Source organism: Streptomyces graminofaciens, from assembly GCF_030294945.1.
Taxonomy (GTDB): Bacteria; Actinomycetota; Actinomycetes; order Streptomycetales; family Streptomycetaceae; genus Streptomyces; species Streptomyces graminofaciens.
Map to the genome: position 1 here is coordinate 1,026,813 of NZ_AP018448.1, position 17,214 is coordinate 1,044,026.

General features: G+C 68.0%; 14 protein-coding genes. 6 read left to right on the plus strand and 8 right to left on the minus strand.

Annotated elements, in window-relative coordinates:
• Positions 1–532: 532 nt before the first annotated feature.
• Entirely contained in the window at positions 533–1,420 is an 888-nt protein-coding gene (locus tag SGFS_RS04460; RefSeq protein ID WP_286247789.1) for a prohibitin family protein, read from the plus strand.
• Positions 1,421–2,153: 733 nt separating this feature from the next.
• Positions 2,154–2,876: a hotdog fold domain-containing protein gene (locus tag SGFS_RS04465; protein ID WP_286247790.1), complete on the plus strand. Its 723-nt coding sequence runs from the start codon at positions 2,154–2,156 to the stop codon at positions 2,874–2,876.
• Between the two features lie 433 nt (positions 2,877–3,309).
• Here the strand turns inward: SGFS_RS04465 and SGFS_RS04475 are convergent, their stop codons facing one another.
• The gene (locus tag SGFS_RS04475; protein ID WP_286259794.1) at positions 3,310–4,209 is read right to left on the minus strand and encodes an RNA polymerase sigma-70 factor; all 900 of its coding nucleotides are present in this window, start codon (positions 4,207–4,209) and stop codon (positions 3,310–3,312) included.
• A gap of 71 nt (positions 4,210–4,280) precedes the next feature.
• A complete protein-coding gene (locus tag SGFS_RS04480; protein ID WP_286247791.1) occupies positions 4,281–5,459 on the minus strand; it encodes an NAD(P)/FAD-dependent oxidoreductase in 1,179 nt (392 codons plus the stop codon).
• Positions 5,460–5,952: 493 nt separating this feature from the next.
• Between SGFS_RS04480 and SGFS_RS04485 the strand changes: the two genes are divergently transcribed.
• Positions 5,953–6,075 carry a hypothetical protein gene (locus SGFS_RS04485; RefSeq protein ID WP_286247792.1) on the plus strand — a complete coding sequence of 41 codons (123 nt, stop codon included), beginning with the start codon at positions 5,953–5,955 and terminating at the stop codon, positions 6,073–6,075.
• A 151-nt stretch (positions 6,076–6,226) separates the two neighbouring features.
• Here the strand turns inward: SGFS_RS04485 and SGFS_RS04490 are convergent, their stop codons facing one another.
• From SGFS_RS04490 to SGFS_RS04505, 4 genes are all read right to left on the minus strand, one after another.
• Complete coding sequence (locus tag SGFS_RS04490; RefSeq protein WP_434028183.1) at positions 6,227–7,327, minus strand: ABC-2 transporter permease; 1,101 nt, start codon at positions 7,325–7,327, stop codon at positions 6,227–6,229.
• 198 nt (positions 7,328–7,525) lie between these two features.
• Positions 7,526–8,293: a hypothetical protein gene (locus tag SGFS_RS04495; protein WP_286247794.1), complete on the minus strand. Its 768-nt coding sequence runs from the start codon at positions 8,291–8,293 to the stop codon at positions 7,526–7,528.
• Positions 8,294–8,404: 111 nt separating this feature from the next.
• Positions 8,405–8,773, minus strand: coding sequence for a WD40 repeat domain-containing protein (locus tag SGFS_RS04500; RefSeq protein WP_434026206.1), 369 nt, complete (start codon positions 8,771–8,773; stop codon positions 8,405–8,407).
• A gap of 118 nt (positions 8,774–8,891) precedes the next feature.
• Positions 8,892–9,476 carry a GNAT family N-acetyltransferase gene (locus SGFS_RS04505; protein WP_286247795.1) on the minus strand — a complete coding sequence of 195 codons (585 nt, stop codon included), beginning with the start codon at positions 9,474–9,476 and terminating at the stop codon, positions 8,892–8,894.
• A 294-nt stretch (positions 9,477–9,770) separates the two neighbouring features.
• Here SGFS_RS04505 and SGFS_RS04510 point away from each other — a divergent pair, with 294 nt between their 5' ends.
• Both SGFS_RS04510 and SGFS_RS04515 read left to right on the plus strand, forming a co-directional pair.
• Entirely contained in the window at positions 9,771–10,622 is an 852-nt protein-coding gene (locus tag SGFS_RS04510) for an IS5 family transposase (protein ID WP_286247799.1), read from the plus strand.
• 110 nt (positions 10,623–10,732) lie between these two features.
• A protein-coding gene (locus tag SGFS_RS04515) for an IS5 family transposase (protein WP_434028170.1) occupies positions 10,733–11,523 on the plus strand; the annotation gives its coding sequence in 2 pieces (ribosomal slippage) (positions 10,733–11,054 and positions 11,054–11,523; 792 coding nt in all).
• A gap of 440 nt (positions 11,524–11,963) precedes the next feature.
• Here the strand turns inward: SGFS_RS04515 and SGFS_RS04520 are convergent.
• Both SGFS_RS04520 and SGFS_RS04525 read right to left on the minus strand, forming a co-directional pair.
• On the minus strand, positions 11,964–13,334 hold the full coding sequence (locus SGFS_RS04520) for an RICIN domain-containing protein (RefSeq protein WP_434026209.1): 1,371 nt from the start codon (positions 13,332–13,334) through the stop codon (positions 11,964–11,966).
• Positions 13,335–13,366: 32 nt separating this feature from the next.
• Positions 13,367–14,797 carry an endo-1,4-beta-xylanase gene (locus SGFS_RS04525; RefSeq protein WP_286247801.1) on the minus strand — a complete coding sequence of 477 codons (1,431 nt, stop codon included), beginning with the start codon at positions 14,795–14,797 and terminating at the stop codon, positions 13,367–13,369.
• A gap of 935 nt (positions 14,798–15,732) precedes the next feature.
• On the opposite strand from SGFS_RS04525, the gene SGFS_RS04530 reads away from it, so the two are divergent.
• Entirely contained in the window at positions 15,733–17,199 is a 1,467-nt protein-coding gene (locus SGFS_RS04530) for a non-reducing end alpha-L-arabinofuranosidase family hydrolase (protein ID WP_286247803.1), read from the plus strand.
• Positions 17,200–17,214: the final 15 nt, after the last annotated feature.

Sequence of the window (17,214 nt, forward strand, 5' to 3'; positions counted from 1 at the left end):
GGAAGCGGCCCTTGCAGAAAAGTGAGAGTTTTTCTGTATCTGCCACCCCGGCTCGCCGACCCTTCTGACCTGCGGAGTCGCCGCTCATCGAGCCCCGTGAGGCATCACGAACAGCAATAACCGGCAATTTCCGGCAACCGACGGGCACATCGAACGCGGGGTCACGCGGCAGTGGGTGGCATTTCCCGGACGCCGCCCATAGATCTGCGGCTCGCGGGCGCGGGCCCTCCACGGCGGCCTCAACCAGGGACGGATCGATGTCGCCCGGCCGCGTCGCGTGCTGGCCGGGATGCCCTTGCCGAGGGCGGCGGGCGGTCGGACAGTGCTGGCCGGTGTCTCACCGCGGCTGCGGCCGGGATGCCAACACTTCGCGGCCGCCGCCGACACGCCGCTCCCTGACGGCTTTCGATCTGTCGAGCAGCAGTGTCCGGTGCTGTCAGGGCCTGCGTACGGGCGACGGAACGGGGCTCGTTACGATGCGCTGCGCGTCGCCCCCGAGGTGGCGCAGATCCGTTTCTGGAGGGGGATACCTGTGTTCGTGCTTTCCATCCTGCTGCTCATAGCGGCAGTCGTGGTCTTTCTGGTCGGTCGTGGCCGTGACGGCGGGGGCTGGAAACTCGGGGCGGTGCTCAGCGCCGTAGGAGGAGCCCTGGCCGGTGTGTTCGCCTGCGTCCATGTGGTGAGCGCCTATGAGGTCGGCGTACCGGTGACCTTCGGCAGGGTCGGCGCGCCGTTGACGTCCGGCATCCAGTTCAAGTCGCCGTTCACCGAGGTCACGTCCTTCTCAACCCGGCCGGTGGACCTCAACCTCTATGACAAGGACGTGGTCGAGGTCCGCTCCTCGCAGGGCGGGGTCTTGTACGCGGACGTCACCATCAAGTGGGCGGTGGTGCCGGCGAAGGCGGTCTCGCTGTACCGGCTGGCGGGCAGTGAGGAGGCCGTCCAGGAGCGTCTGGTGCTGCCGGACAGCCGCGAGATCGTCCGCAATGTCTTCGCGAAACACACCAGCGAGGAGGGCTACGCCTCGGCTCGCGAGCAGATCGGCTCGGAGATCGAGGACCTCATCAGGGAGCGCCTGGCGCCGCGCGGGATCGACGTCACCGCCGTCAATCTGCGCAATGTGAAACCGTCGGACAGGCTGCAGGACCAGATCGACAAGAAGATCCAGCAGGAGCAGGCCACCGAGCGGTCCGAGGAAGGGCAGCGTACGGCGGAAGCGGAGGCGGAGCGCAAGCGGATCGAGGCAGAGGGCATCGCCAACGCCAACAAGATCATCGAGAAGTCGCTGAGCGACAAGGTCCTGTACAACCAGTGCCTGGAGGCCTACAAGGAGGCCGCGAAGGCAAACCCGGTGTACGCGGTGCCCTGCGGTACGGACTCGGGCGGCACGCCGGTCATCGTGGACAGCAGCAAAAAATAGCCCCGTACTTCGCGGGTGACCGTTTCCGGCCTGTGGCGACGTGGATGTGCCACCTCGATACCGCGGAGGATTTGGACTCCTCGGCATCAGACGATGGTGGGCTGGTCGGTGGCGCTGCGGGCCCGCAGCCACACCTCGCACAGGTGGTAGAGATGGAGGCACTCGAAAACAACGCCCCGTACCCGGCTTCCTCGGATCCAGGTACGGGGTCTGTTCGTGTACCGCGCTCGGCTCGGGCATTGCTGGTCTGCGACCAATGGGACTCGTACACATGTGGGTCGTGTATGCGAAGCCGAAAGCCGGGTCCGGGACCGGTGGCACAGAAACTGGTCGGGGCCTGTCGGCGTGGAGGACGGCGATACCGGCGCCCGTCCGAGGCGGGAGCACAGCTCCGGAGGGGAGCTGGGCCTGCAGGGTCGATGAGAAGGACGGGCCGCTTCGTACCGTCGCGTTCGTGGGGGACGAAGTCGGTCACGAACGCGCGGTGCAGCCAGATTGCCCTGGAGCGGTTCTCGGGGATGTCGCGGTCGCGGGTTACTGCCTCCGGCTCTGCCTCGCCGTCGTCCTTCGAGGCCCTTGGACGTCACGGTGGTCGGTTGGGCCGGCCCGCGGTCGCCACTCGTGTTCTGGGGCCGCGCGGTGGCCGGCGCAGCCGCTGTCGGCCAGGTCCGGGCGGCACCGGGTACAGCCGGTCGACAGAGCGCGGTTCTGGGGGTGTGGTGAAGTGGGGAGCATGACGACGAGTGACGTGATCGTGGTGCCGGAGCTGTACGTCGGCTATCCCGGGGTGGCGTTCGGCGGTTACGTCGCCGGCGTGCTGGCGGAGAGGTCCGGGGCGCAGACGGTGCGGGTGGACTTCCGTGGGCCGGTGCCGGTCGGCGTGCCCGTGCGGATCTCCGAAACGGCGGTCGGAAGCGTGGAGTTGGGCGAGGCTGAGCGACCCCTGGCCACTGCACGCCCCGCCGAGTTGCTGCTCGACGTGCCGGCCGCACCCTCCTGGGACGAGGCTGCCGCCGCAGCGGAGAGGTTCCGGGCGTCGCCGCCATCGGATGTGGTCGACTGCTTCGGCTGCGGCCTGCGTGCTGCTGATCGCGGTCTGCGCGTGCACTGCACGCCGGTGCCGGACCTCGGCCTCGTGGCTTCCGCCTGGATCCCGTCCCGAGCTTTCGCCAGCCCGGACGGCCTGCTCCCGACCCAACTGCTCTGGGGCGCCCTGGACTGCCCGGGAAACTGGGCGGGACGCTTCCTTGGCACCCAGGGCCCGGGTGCGGTCACCGCAGCCCTCACGGGCACGATTGTGCGTCCGGTCGCCGCGGGTGAGCCGTACATCGTGTACGCGTGGCTGCTGTCGGAGTCCGGCCGCAAGCACACGATGGGCGTCGCGCTCGCCACGGCCGAGGGCGAACTGTGCGCCGCCTCCGAAGCGTTGTGGATTGATCCCAGGCCTGCATCCTGAAGCCGCCGCCGCTGCCGCCTGCCGGCAGGCAGGCAGGCAGGCTCCGTGTTGATCGGTCTTGGTGTCGGCCTCAGGTGCCCAGCCCGGTTCCGTGCCGCGTGCCTCGGCGTGCGATGACCGGCATGATGCCGCGGGCGCGGACCTGGTCGCGGTAGATCATGGACCAGCCCTCATCTCGGCACGTCCAGAGCCGACGGCGCGGAGGGGGGCATCGGAGTGCCCGACAGTCGGCGGAACGTCGAGCGCGCCTCTGGTCGTACGGAACGTGATCTTGGCAGACCCGTTCCTATCAGGGGCTTCACCTCGGTCTGACGCCAGGTCGCCATCTTGGCACCCCGGCGCGTCATCACGCACGGCAACCCTTACGTTGCCGAGAAGACCTCACCGAGCCGACCAGGACGACGGGGACGGCTTCGAGCACGGTGGCCAGAACCTACGCTTCAGGGGGCGCCAAGCCGTTGTCGGGGGTCAGGCCGCTGAGCTTGTCGGGGTTGACCTGGAATCGCAGGTTGTGGATGCGGCCGTCACCGAGGTCGAAGGAGAGGGCGCCGACGGTGTACCCGTCGAGGGTGGCCAGGATGCCGAGTTCGCCGTTGATGATGGCCGGCTCCATGGTCAGGGCGGCCAGTTCGGGCTTGGCCAGGAAGCCCAGGAGCCAGCGCGCGACATGGTCGATGCCGTGGAGCGGGCGGCGGGCCGCGGTTACCTTGCCGCCGCCGTCGGACCAGGCGGTCACGTCGGGGGCGAGCAGTTCCATCATGGCGTTGAGGTCGCCGCCCGCGCAGGCCTCCAGGAACTGGGCGGTGATCTGCCGACGCCGGTCGGGGTCGGCGTCGAAGCGGGGGCGGCGGGCCTGGACATGCGCGCGGGCGCGGTGGGCGATCTGACGGATCGTCGGCTCGGGGCGTTCGAGAGTCTCGGCGATCTCGCTGTGCGAGTAGCCGAAGACCTCGCGGAGCAGGAAGACGGCGCGTTCCACGGGGCCGAGGGTTTCCAGCACGACCAGCATGGCGGTGGAGACGGAGTCGGCCAATTCAGCCTCCGCGGCGATGTCCGGGGACGTCAGCAGGGGTTCGGGGAGCCACGGGCCGACGTAGGTCTCGCGGGTGGCCCGCGCGGAGGTGAGGCGGTTCAAGGAGAGGTTGGTGACCGTGCGTACCAGGTATGCCTTGGGGTGGCCGATCACGTCGCGGTCCGTGGCGCTCCACTTCAGCCAGGCGTCCTGCAGGACGTCCTCCGCGTCGGTGACGCTGCCCAGCATCCGGTAGGCGGTGGCGAACAGCAGCCTACGGTGTTCGAGGTACGGGTCCTGCTCGGCGCCGGTGTCGATCACCGGCTCATGCTGCCAGCGCCGCGGACAGGACGGCAAGGTGTGGATCACGGCGCCGGGAGCCGGTGTGCCGGTCATGCCGCGGGCCTGCGGGTGGCGCGGCCGCCCTTGGAGACGATGGTGGTGAGGTTCATGCGCTTGCTGAACCGGTAGGTCAGGAGGGGGCTGCCGCTGACCATCTCCTTGTACGCGACGGCACCGCGGCCGGTGAGGCACTGGCGGCGGGGAGTGAAGTCGGTCCTGGTGAACTGGATGACGGCGTCCCGGCGGCCGAGGCTGACCGGCTGGTGGTAGTAGCCGAACCGGAACGGCTTGACGGCCTTGCCGCGCACCAGCCGCGCGACGGTGTCGGCGGTGTACTGGGCGGTGGGCAGTCCGCTCTGGCAGGAGCCGTGGAGCTGTCCCCAGGCCAGGCGGACGGCGGCGGCGTCACCGATGGCGTGGATCTCCGGGTGGGACACCGACCGCAGCGTGGCGTCGACCAGGATCAGACCGCGGTCGTCGGTGGCGATGCGGGCGTCGGTGGCGAGCGATGACACCTTGACGCCTGTGGTCCACAGGCAGGCGTCGGAGCGGATGATCCGGCCGTCGGCCAGCTCGACGGCTTCGGGCAGCACCTTGGTCACGCGGGCGCCGGTCTCCAGGGTGACGCCGAGGCGGTCCAGCGCGCGGTGGAGGTGGGCGCGGGCCTTGGCGCCCATCAGGCCGCCGGGCTCGTCCGGGCTGATCAGCGTGACGTGCAGCGCGGGGTGGCTCTCGGCGATCTCGGTGGCCGCCTCGATGCCGGTCAGGCCGGCACCGCAGACGGTGACCGTGCCCCTGGCCGCGGCGATCTCGGTGAGCCGTGCGGCGAACCGGCCGGCGATTTCCGGGTTGTTGAGGGTGAACGCCTGGACGTCGGCGCCGGGGACCTTCCCGGTGTCGGTCGAGCTGCCCAGCGCGTAGATGAGCGTGTCGTAGTCGAGGGACATGGTGCCGTCGACGGTGATGCGTCGGGTCTCGGGTTCGATGGCGGTGGCGGTGCCCTGGACGAACGTGACGCCGGTGCCGGCGAGCAGGTCGGGGATCCGGTGGTCGGCCAGCTGCTGTCCGGTGGCGATCTGGTGCATCCGCAGCCGCTCGACGAACCGGCTCGTAGGGTTGACCAGGGTGATCTTCACGCCGGTCCGGCGGGTGCGGTGGGCCAGCCGGATGGCGCTGAACATGCCCGTGTAGCCGGCGCCGAGAACGACGACGTGGTGGCCGTTGGTCATATCTATCTCCCAGGGTCGGGCACCGGCTTCGGTGCCGGTGACGCCCATGGGACAAGCACCCCCCACCGGACGTGACAGGTCGCTGATGTGACCTACATCACGTCGGTGTTGGTGGGCCGGAAAGAACGCACCACGTGCCTGGTTGTATCGGGCCCGGCCGAGGCGGAGCAGGACGCCAGAGACAACCGCCGCTGCCACGGCCCAAACCCGAGACTGCCGTCTTCGGCCTGCCCCCACCCGCAGTGGAGCGCCCTGGGCGGCTACGCCGTACAGCTGGCGGCACACCGGGGCGTCAAGGTGACCGCTCTCGCGGGCGCAGCCGACGAGGAGTTCGTACACGAGCTGGGCGCAGCCCCGTTTCCTCGCACGCCGAAGCGCGGCGGACGCGCACGACGCCGTCCTGGACGGCGCCGACCTCGGGGCACCGGCGCTTGAGTGGGTGCGTGACGAGGGCGCCTACGCGGGGTTGCTGCCGTAGGCGAACCTGGCCCCGATGCAGGTGATACGCACGGCTGCGGTCTCGGTCGGGCCGGACGGCACGCAGCTCGGGGAGCTGGTGAAACTGGTCGACGTCGGGGCCCTCAGCACCCGCGTCGCCGAGACCTATCCGCCCTGAACCACCCCATGTCCTGGGCAGGCCCACGCCCCAGGCCCATACTCTTGGCTCACGCCGAGCCATGAGTATGGGCCGTAGCGAGGGCCGTCACAGAGGCTCCGCACGGGAACCGGAGCACGGGTCGCGGACTCCGGTGCGGGCGTTCCGCAAGTCAGGCCGCGGAGGAAGGCTCCGGCGTCGACGAGGATGCCGCGACACCCGTGGAACCCTCGATATCCGCGTCGGCGTGCCGGCGTTCGTGCCGCCAGGAAGCCGCCCAGGCGAGCACCGCTCCGCCCACCGCGTAGGCACCGAGCACCCAGAGCGCCGACATGGTGGCGTGGCCCGAGAAGTACACCGTGTTGCGGACCAGGGTCGTACCGGCTCCCGGCGGTAGGGCCTGTCCGATCGCGCTCCAGAAGGACGGGAGCAGCGGCGCGGGGTAGACGCCGCCGGAGCTCGGGTTGCCCAGCACCACGAAGAGCAGGATGACCACGCCGGTGCCCAGGAGACCCAGCAGGGTCTGCAAGGCGAGTGCGGTCGCCGCCGAGGCGAGGACGACCAGGGCGCCGATGGCGCTCAGGGCCCAGAAGTGACCGCCGAGCGCGTCGAACACCGGTCCTACGACGACCGCTCCGGCGATCCCCGACACGGCCGCGTACAGCGCGAGGACGCCGAGGCGGATCAGGGTGCGGTGCCTGTTGGCGGGTCGGGAACCCGCCGCCATGCCCATGATCGTCGCGGTCAGGTAGCCGCCGATCACCCAGCCCAGCACGAGGTAGAAGGACGTCATACCGCGCCCGTCCCCCGCGTTCGGGGGCCGGATGTCGGTGACGTCGATCTGCCGTTTCTGCGCCGTCTCGATCTTCTGGGCGATCTGTGTGGCGGTCTGCGACACCGACGGCCCGCCCGCCGAGGCGACCAGGAGGGTGTCCTTGGTGCCGGTCGCGTTGAAGAGGAAGGCGGCGTCCGTCTTCCTCGTGAGGACCCAACTCCGGGCGGTCGCGGCGCTCGGTGCCGCCGTGGCCTCGACCGGGTCGCCGTCGAGGGCGTTGAGCTGGGCGACGATCTTCGCGGACACCTGCTGCGGAGCGGCGACGGCGACCGGGATCGCGTGCGGCGTGGGCGAGTGGAAGGCCCCGACGTAGGACACGACGAAGGCGAGCTGGACTAGCAGGCCGCCGAGCACGAGCCCGAAGGCCCGGAGGGTGACGGCGTCCCTGAACTCGGCTGCGAAACCAGGGGACTTGGCGTCGTGTTCGGCGGGGGACATACCCGAGGAAGGGCTGGAAGGTGCTTTCACCGGCGAATGATCGCACAGGAGGATGAACCCTTTATTCCGCTTCACGGGACCGGCAGTCAACATGCCCGTCGCCCCCGGAACCGGCTATGCAGACCACAGGCGTGCCGCTCCACCGCCGTAGGTCGGCCGATGGAGCGGCACGGGCCGCTCAGGGTGCGGAGGGGCAGGTCAGCACTTCCACACTGCCCAGTGCATGACCCCCTTCAGCTCACCGCTGTTGAGGGCCACAGGGGTGTCGACGCCCACCTTCGAGGCGCCCTTGCCCGGGTAGTACCAGAAGTAGTGTCCGTGGTTCCGCTTGTTGTAGTGGACCTCCAGCCAGCCCCTGGAGTGCCGGACGTACGGGGCGAACCAGTACGCGCCCTTGTACCCGGGCCGGATGGTGTTGGTGAGGGTCTGGGTGGTGGTGCGGGTGTCGCCCAGCGTCCACTTCTCGGTGCTCGACACGCTGGCCTTCACGCCGCCCTCGAACACGTCCGAGAATCCGGAGCCGACTTCCAGCTTCTGCTCCTCCTCGTAGGTGTACGAGGTGTTGGTCGCGTAGCTGGCGGTGAAGGTGTAGCTCTCGTTGTCGGAGCCCGCGCAGTTCGCGACGACGTTGGTGGCCTGGTGCCGTTTGCCCAGCGCGGTCCAGGCCTTCGTCTCGTGGTACTGGCAGAGGTCGGGCGTCATGCCGCCGTGGCCGCCGTCGCAGTCGGCGATCACGTCCGGGTAGCTGTTCGGGTTCCAGCCGGGGGTGAGGTTGGAGTTGTCGTACGCGGCGCTGGCCGTCCCGGTGGAGAAGGGAAGAATCAGCACGGCGAGGGCGGGCGCCAACAGGCCCAGTCGTCTGCGGCCGGCGGCCTTGAGGATGTTCATGGAGACGTTCCCCTCGTCGGGGCGGGCCACCCGCTCGCCGATGTGGTGGCGCGGGAGGCCCGTCAGATGTCCGGACACGCTGCCCGGCAGGGCTGCGCTGACCAGATCGTCAGGGCCCGACGAGTTGATCGACCAGCCGTTCCCATCAGGGCAATCAAAGTCCGCGCGCCTTCCGGTGCGCCACGGCGATCAATGTCCGCACACCCTGCGATACGGCGCGTCCGGCACGTACGTGCGCCACTGGGCGCGGGTCAGGTCGGCGTTGCCGGCGCGGGCGCAGACCTGGGTGACCGCATGGGTGGAGGCGACGCCGTACCGCTGGAGCGGGACGTGGACGCTGCCGGCGTAGAGGGTGTTGTTGTCGGCGCTGAAGGCGAGGGTGTCGATGCTGTCGCCGGGGGTGGTCAGGAGGTCGCCGAGCGGTTGCCGGGTGGTGGTGTCCCAGAGCTGGAGCGAGCCGGCGTCACCGCCCACGGCGAGCGTGCGGCCGTCGGGACTGAGCGCCAGGGCGTGAACCCCCTCCGGGACGTCGCCCAGCCGGGCCGGGAAGACGTTCATCAGGACACCAACCTTGTGCCGCAGCTCCCCGTCCCACAGCGCGACCCGGCCGGTCTGGTCCCCCGCCGCCGACTGCGAGCCAGAGCCATTGCCGTTGTCGTCGCCTCGTAAGTGGCCCTTAACGCCGCTCTTCGCGGGCTGGAATCGGCACGGCCGCCGGCCGCCACTCTCGCCTGATCAACCCGAACACCCACGAGTCGGACACCTCGCCGTTCACGACGCAGTCCTCCCGCAACGTCCCTTCACGCATGAATCCGATCTTCTCCAGGACCCGGGCAGATGCCACGTTGCGCGTATCGGTCTCGGCCTGAACTCGATTCAGGTCCAGTGTGTCGAATGCCCACTGCAGCAAGGCGTGCGCGGCCTCCGAGGCGTAGCCGTGTCCCCACATCGCTTCGTCGAGGACGTAGCCCAACGACGCGCTGCGGTAGTCCGGGTTCCATCCGGTCAGACCGCACCAGCCGACGAAGGCCCCGTCAGAAGCGCGGTCGATGGCCACCCGGGCCCCGGTGCCTTCGTCCGCCATCTTCCGGCACATGTTGATGAAGCGTTCGGCGCGGGCCCGTTCGTTCCACGGCGGGGAGTCCCAGTAGCGCATCACGTAGGTGCTGCTGTGCAGGGCGAAGAGCAGGTCCGCGTCGGCGTCGGTGAAGGGGCGCAGTCGCAGGCGAGCGGTGTGCAGCATGGGGGTGGCCAAAGTCATGCGCACCATCTTGTGTCCTCATGGGGCGGGCAGAACACCGAATATCCGATCCCGGTCCGATCCTCACGCCCAAGGCTCCGCCTACCAGCAGATCGTGCACGGCACGACTACTCGGCCTGCCCACCGACGACCCAGACATGAACGTCACCCACAGCCGCCTCGCCCGCCAAGGCTTTCTCGCCCAACCCGGACGAGGTCACTACCAGAAAACGGACTTAGAGAGCATCTGATCTAGGTAGTTGGTGTTCTGGGATGGTTTTGTGACTGGTGCTGTTGGCGGTCGTTGGATGAGGCGTGAGTGTTCGTCGTCCGTACCGCAGTGACGTGTCCGACGCCCGCTGGGCCTTGATGAAACCGGTCTTCGACGACTGGCGGGCGAGACGGACCGGACCCGGAACGGCAGCCCGGGTGCACGACCTGCGAGAGATCGTCAACGCGATCCTCTACGTCAACCGCACCGGCATCCCGTGGGAGTACCTGCCGCACGACTTCCCGCCGTACAAGACCGTCTACGACTACTACGCGAAGTGGGAATCCGACGGCACCACCCAGCAGGTTCACGACCTGTTACGCGGCAAGACCCGCCGATTCCACGGCCGCCGCGCTGAGCCGACCGCGGCCGTGGTGGACGCGCAGAGCGTGAAGACTTCGGCAAATGTCGCCAAGACGAGCCAGGGCATCGATGCCGGCAAGAAGATCAAGGGACGCAAGCGGCACCTGATCACGGACACGCTCGGTCTGGTGCTGGCCGTCCTGGTCACCGCCGCGAACGTGCACGACACCACCGGCGGCAAGCTCCTGCTCGACGACCTGGCCGCGGCACATCCCAGCGTGTCCAAGGTCTGGGCCGACGGCGGTTACCAGAACAGCATCTGCAACCACGGCGCCGGTCTGGGCATCGATGTCGAGGTGGTGCAGCGGCCGCGGGCCAAGGGGTTCGAGCCTCTGCCGAAACGGTGGGTGATCGAGCGGACCTTCGGCTGGCTGATGCAGCACCGCCGCCTGGCGCGGGACTACGAAGCCCTGCCCCAACGATCACGAGCGATGATCCACTGGGCCATGGCTAACAAAATGTCCCGCGAACTGACCGGAGAATCCACACCAACCTGGCGAATCGAAACGGACATTCGGCTCACATCCGCGTGAACACTGATCAGATGCTCTCTTAGAGGTCCTAACAGAAGTTGTTGATCAAGTGACTTTCGACTTGGGTGGTCGTTGGTCTAGTCGTGGGGAAACGTCAGTCGCGGCCGTGGATCGTGTCGGACGAACTGTGGTCGCTCATCGAGCCGTTACTGCCCGAGCCGGGGCCGAAGCTGGTGGCGGGCCGGCCGCGGGTGCCGGACCGACAAGCCCTGTGCGGGATCCTGTTCGTGCTGCACACGGGCATCCAGTGGGAGTACCTGCCCCAGGAACTGGGCTTCGGCTCGGGCATGACCTGCTGGCGGCGCCTGGCCGCATGGAACGAGGCCGGTGTGTGGGAGAAGCTGCACCTGGTGCTGCTGAAGAAGCTGCGGTCGGCGAAGCAGCTGGACTGGTCGAGGGCGGTGATCGACTCCTCCCACGTGCGGGCGGCCCGACGGGGCCCAAAAGCGGTCCCAGCCCGGTCGACCGCGCACGGCCGGGCAGCAAGCACCACGTCCTTGTCGACGGGCAGGGCATCCCGCTCGCGGTGTCGCTGACCGGCGGCAATCGCAATGACGTCACTCAGCTGATCCCGCTGCTGGACAAGATTCCACCCGTGGCCGGCGCGGTCGGGAGGCCGCGGAGACGGCCGGACATGCTCTTCGCGGACCGCGGCTACGACCACGACAAGTACCGGCGACTGCTGCGGAAACGCGGCATCCGGCCCGCGATCGCCGAACGGGGCCAGCCACATGGCTCCGGCCTGGGCATCTTCCGCTGGGTCGTCGAGCGCACCATCTCCTGGCTCCACGGCTTCCGTCGCCTGCGCATCCGCTGGGAACGACGCGACGACATCCATGAAGCCTTCCTCGGCCTCGCCACCTGTCTCATCACCCACCGACACGTCCAACGCCTTTGTTAGGACCTCTTAACGACCTCGTACAGCCCTAGGAAGTTTTGGTTCTTCTAGAGCTCACAGCCGGTTGCTTGGAGGGGCCCGTTGCGCTTCAGGCAACCCGACGCAGGAGTCACCATCCGCGATCAGCGCGGCACCTTCCGCCGCTGTCTGCATTCCAAGTGCACCCGCCCCGGACCAGCCGCGGACCAAGCGACGTCCTGTGGCCGCATAGGCGGTGTAATACGTACGGACGAACAAGAACGTGGCGGCGTCGTCCACCGGCCACAGTGTCGCCGAAGGGCGTGTTCTTCGAACGCCACTTTTCCCACGGCCTGTTCGCCAGCCGCACCCAGTCCGAAGGCGTGGGCGCTCTCCTGAAAAGACCTCTCCGTCCTTCGATCTGGGATAGACATCGACGGAGTGGAGCCAGGATCATCCTGGCTCCACTCCGTGCTGCGGACGTGTCACTGGAACTGTGCGAAGAACCTCCAGATCTCTGCTTTGGTCCAGGTGGCGACGCCGCTTTCGCCGGGGGAGCCGTCGACCGGACCGGGTATGTGGCCTCCGTCGAACGCGGCCCATTGGACCGGGTATCCGGCACGGCAGCCCGAGTAGGTGGTGGTGATGTGCGTTCGGCTGCCCGGGGCGGGCTCGCGCGGGCTTTGGCCGGTGCAGCCGTTGTTGGCGGCGAACTTGTCGCGCAGGGATCGTCCTTGCGCGATGCTGAGGACATTGTCGCTGACGCCGTGGATTCCGAAGTAGGCGATGGGCTGGGTGCCGCCGCCGCACCCGCTGATCTGAGCGCCGGAGATGACCGCGACGGCCCTGAAGACGTTCGCCCGGCTGCATGCGAGTGCGTAGCTCATACCGCCGCCCCAGCTGAATCCCGTGGCGAAGCGCTGTGCCGGGTTGACACAGAGGCCGCCCTCGATTCGCCGGATCATGTCGTCGACGAAGGCGATGTCCTCACCACCCGAATCGGCCCAGCCGTTGCCGAGGCCCTGGGGCGCGACGAGGATCGCGCCGTTGTTCGACTGTTCCTGTTGGCCGTAGTAGGACCAGGCGTTCCCGCTCGTGCCGCCCGAGGCGACCTCGCCGGCGGTTCCGCCCCGCCAGTGGAACGCGAAGATCAGCCGGTAGGGCCGGCTGTTGTCGTAGTTGGCGGGAACCCTGAGGATGAAGCTGCGGCTCTTGCCGCCGCTCTGAATCGTGTGCGTACCGCTCGCCAGAGTCGGGGCGCTGCCGCATCCGCCGCCGCCACCGGACGACAGCTTGATCATCTGCCATTGCTGGTTGGCGCCGCCCCAGTCGGAGTACTGGACGACGGTGCCGCCGTCGGCGGTGGAGGCGCCCTGCACCTCCACCGCCTTGCCGCTGGTGCGGTTGATCAGCCGGACGTGGCCCGCGTCCGAGTCGGCCAGGCGGAACTGCTGGTTGGCCCCATTGCCGTCGGCCCACTGCTGGATCGCGGCACCGTCCGCGGTCGAGGCGCCGGCCACGTCGAGGACCTTGCCCGAATGCCGGGCCTTCAGGCGGTAGAAGCCGCCGCCGGAGTCCACGAACTGCCACTGCTGGTTGGCTCCGTCGTTGCGCGTCCGCTGGTTGACCCGCGCGCCGTCGGCGGTGGCCGCGCCGGAGACGTCCAGCGCCTTGCCGCTGTTGCGATTGACCAGCACATACCAGGCATTGGTGTCCACCGTCGCCGCCTCGGCGGGCGCCGGATTCACCGCGGCGAGCATGCCGATCGCGAGGGTCGCCGCCACCACGGCGGCGACCCGGGACCACCAGCGAGGCCTGCGTGGAGGGGCGGGGGAAGCCGCACCGGAGGACTTCATCGATTTCACCCTTTCGTTGATGGCAGGCCCCATCAGGTGCGGGTCCAGCGTTGGTTGCTGCCGTTCGAGCAGGAATAGAGCTGGATCAGGGTGCCGTTGGCGGTGCCGCCCGAGACGGCGTCGAGGCAGAGGCCGGACTGGACGCCGACGATGGATCCGTCGGAGTTGAGGCGCCATTTCTGGTTGTCGGCGCCCCAGCAGCTGTAGATCTGGACTTTGGTGCCGTTGCCGGTGCCGGCGGCGTCCAGGCACTTGTTGCCGTAGACCCTGAGCTCGCCGGCGGCGGTGTACGTCCACTGCTGGTTGGTGCCGTTGTGGCAGTCCCAGAGGTTGAGCTGGGTGCCGTCGGTGGTACTGGTGCCGGGCACGTCCAGGCAGCGGCCTGAACCGACGCCCTTGATCGGGCCGGAACCCGAAGGGGGCGTAGGGGAGCTGCCGTTGAGTGCGTTGAGGACGGCGGTATAGGCGGGCTTCTTGCTGCCATCGCCGTTGAACAGCAGCGGCGTGTGCTCCGGTCGCCAGGAGTCGGTGTCGCGCACACCCCACACCGTGATGCCTAGGCAGCGCGGGACGGCCAGGCAGTCGTTGGTCACGTTGGCGTAGGTCGTGGCCGGGGCGCCCTGGATGTCGAGTTCGGTGATGGCCACGTCGACGCCGAGGGCGGCGAAGTTCTGCAGGGTGGTGCGGAAGTTGCTGTTGTAGGGGCTACCGCTGTTGAAGTGCGACTGGAAGCCGACGCAGTCTATCGGCACGCCGCGCTGCTTGAAGTCTCGGACCATGGCGTACATGGCCTGGGTTTTGGCCCAGGTCCAGTCCTCGACGTTGTAGTCGTTGTAGCAGAGCTTGGCAGCCGGGTCGGCGGCGCGCGCGGTGCGGAAGGCGACCTCGATCCAGTCGTTGCCGGTGCGCTGCAGGTTGGAGTCGCGCCGGGCTCCCGAACTGCCGTCGGCGAAGGCCTCGTTCACGACGTCCCACTGGGCGATCTTGCCCTTGTAGTGGGCCATCACGCCGTTGATGTGGTTGATCATCGCCTGGCGCAGCGTGCTGCCGCTGAGGCTCTGCATCCAGCCGGGCTGCTGGGAGTGCCAGGCCAGGGTGTGGCCGCGCACCTGCTTGCCGTTCTGCACCGCCCAGTTGTAGACGCGGTCACCGGCGGTGAAGTTGAACTGGCCCCGCTGCGGTTCGGTGGCGTCGATCTTCATCTCGTTCTCGGCCGTCACCGAGTTGAACTCACGACCCGCGATCGTCGTGTACGCCGAGTCGCCCAGCCTGCCCGAGGCGATGGCGGTGCCGAAGTAGCGGCCGCTCTGCGCCGCCGCGGCGCCGAGCGTGTTCTCGGCGGCGTGCGCGGTCGGCGGCGCGATCAGTGTGGCGACCGTACCGAGGACGCCGACGACCAGCGCCAACAGCAGGCCTCGGATCTTCCGGCGGATAACGGGTCTGGGAACGGCATACGAGCCCATGACTGTGCCTCCAAGGTAGAAATCGCGGAAGGACTGAAGCGCAGGGGAATGCGTCGTCCGCTCCCACTCGGCAGACGGACGGGGCAGGCCGGAACCCGGGCAGCACGGAATCACCGGACACCGCGGTCATGGGACCGCGACGATCTCAAACGGCACGGACGGCACCCGGTCGGCCGTCGGGTGACGTACGGCGGGCGGCGGCGGTGTTTCGACACAGGCATGGGGCACTCCATCGCGGCTCAGCCGGGGGACCGCCACGCGGCGTCGCGTACCTCTCCAACTGCGCGAAGAGCCAGGATGCGCTGGTGCGAACCTCACCGGAACGTGACGGGGTGGCGCAGGTGCTTTGATGCGCGGTCTGTCGTGCGGCTGTGCGTGGATCTGCCGTGCAGTTGTGCGTGGATCTGCCGTGCAGCACAGATTGCCCAGGGCCGACGTGGTTCGATATCTCGAACTATCGCCGGGTTCTCAGACAGGGATGATTGAGGCATTGACGATGGATCGTCAATACTCCCAGCAGAAGAAGTTTCGATTCCTCGCCCGAAACATTCGGGAATCCCGGCGAGCCGGACGGCGAACCCCCGGCGCCACCATCGACGGATGTCGTAGGACCGGGGCCGGGGCGAGGGCCGGGACGACATGGACGCCGCTTGCTCGACTTCTCTCCTCCGCGCGGCCACCTTTGACTGGCGAGCTGTCGCAAAATCCGGAGCACTTCCGGTCGGCGTGACAGCTTGCCAAGCCCAAAGGGGAGGCGCTGTTTGTGGACAGATCGGCGACAAGCCTTGACCTGAGGGCAGCACATTCCTAGCTTGTGGCGTCGAAGCATGCGGTAATTCTTCGAAATGTTTCGAGATTGTCCCTGCCCCTGGCACGTCCGCTCCGCAGTTCATCGGGGTCACCCCACCCCCGCCCCCCCCCAAGGAGGCCCTCTGATGTGGTTTCGCCAATCGTCCCCGGTCCACCTAAGACGCTTACTCGCCGTCCTCGCGCCCTTGCTGCTCGTGGCCACCCTCCTCGGTGCCCAGCCCGCCAGCGCGGCGACCGTAGACCCCAACGCCTCGTATGTGCTGGTCAACCGCAACAGCGGCAAGGCCCTGGATGTCTACAACATGGCGACCAACGACGGCGCCCGCATCACCCAGTGGACCAGGAACGATCAGAACCAGCAGCAGTGGCAGTTCGTCGATTCCGGGGGCGGCTACTACCGCATCAAGTCCCGCCACTCGGGCAAGGTGCTGGACGTCTACAACTTGTCCACCGCGAACGGCGGCTCGATCGTCCAGTGGGCCGACCTGAACGGCACCAACCAGCAGTGGCGCCTGGCCGACAGCTCGGATGGCTACGTGAGGTTCATCTCGCGCCACAGCAACAAGGCCCTCGAAGTACAAGGCGCCTCCACCGCCGACAACGCGAACATCGTCCAGTACGACGACTGGGGCGGCACCAACCAGCAGTGGCAACTCGTCAAGGTCGGCGGCGACAATTCCGGCCCGTGCGATCTTCCGTCGACATACCGCTGGACATCAACGGGCGCGCTGGCGCAGCCCAAGCCGGGGTGGGTCTCGCTCAAGGACTTCACCGTCGTCCCCTACAACGGCAGGCAACTCGTCTATGCGACGACGCACGACACGGGGACGAGTTGGGGTTCGATGAACTTTGGCCTGTTCACCAATTGGTCGGAGATGGCCTCGGCCAGCCAGAACACGATGTCGGCTTCCACCGTCGCGCCCACGCTCTTCTACTTCGCGCCGAAGAACATCTGGGTGCTCGCCTACCAGTGGGGCGGGACCGCCTTCTCCTACCGGACGTCGAGCGACCCCACCAACCCGAATGGCTGGTCATCCCCGCAGGTGCTCTTCTCCGGGAGCATCTCCGGCTCCGGAACAGGCCCCATCGACCAGACGCTCATCGGTGACGGGACGAACATGTACCTGTTCTTCGCCGGTGACAACGGCAAGATCTACCGGGCCAGTATGCCGATCGGGAACTTCCCGGGCAGCTTCGGCACGACCTCGACAGTGATCATGAGCGATACGACGAACAACCTGTTCGAAGCCCCGCAGGTCTACAAGCTGCAGGGCCAGAACCGCTACCTCATGATCGTCGAGGCGATCGGCTCGCAGGGCCGCTACTTCCGCTCGTTCACGGCCACCAGTCTGAACGGCTCATGGACACCCCAGGCCGCGACCGAGAGCAATCCCTTCGCCGGCAAGGCCAACAGCGGCGCCACCTGGACCAACGACATCAGCCATGGCGAACTGATCCGCACCAGCGCCGATCAGACGATGACCGTCGATCCCTGCAATCTGCAGTTGCTCTACCAGGGGCGCAGCCCCAACTCCAGCGGCGACTACGGCCTCCTGCCCTACCGTCCGGGTCTGCTGACACTGCAGCGCTGACGGCGTGGCACGAGT

Excerpts from the sequence above, each read along its gene's own strand:
- SGFS_RS04465 (WP_286247790.1), top strand. The coding sequence starts at position 2,154 with ATGACGACGAGTGACGTGATCGTGGTGCCGGAGCTGTACGTCGGCTAT.
- SGFS_RS04480 (WP_286247791.1), bottom strand. The coding sequence starts at position 5,459 with ATGACCAACGGCCACCACGTCGTCGTTCTCGGCGCCGGCTACACGGGC.
- SGFS_RS04485 (WP_286247792.1), top strand. The coding sequence starts at position 5,953 with ATGCAGGTGATACGCACGGCTGCGGTCTCGGTCGGGCCGGACGGCACG.
- SGFS_RS04490 (WP_434028183.1), bottom strand. The coding sequence starts at position 7,327 with ATGTCCCCCGCCGAACACGACGCCAAGTCCCCTGGTTTCGCAGCCGAG.
- SGFS_RS04500 (WP_434026206.1), bottom strand. The coding sequence starts at position 8,773 with ATGAACGTCTTCCCGGCCCGGCTGGGCGACGTCCCGGAGGGGGTTCAC.
- SGFS_RS04505 (WP_286247795.1), bottom strand. The coding sequence starts at position 9,476 with ATGACTTTGGCCACCCCCATGCTGCACACCGCTCGCCTGCGACTGCGC.
- SGFS_RS04520 (WP_434026209.1), bottom strand. The coding sequence starts at position 13,334 with ATGAAGTCCTCCGGTGCGGCTTCCCCCGCCCCTCCACGCAGGCCTCGC.
- SGFS_RS04525 (WP_286247801.1), bottom strand. The coding sequence starts at position 14,797 with ATGGGCTCGTATGCCGTTCCCAGACCCGTTATCCGCCGGAAGATCCGA.
- SGFS_RS04530 (WP_286247803.1), top strand. The coding sequence starts at position 15,733 with ATGTGGTTTCGCCAATCGTCCCCGGTCCACCTAAGACGCTTACTCGCC.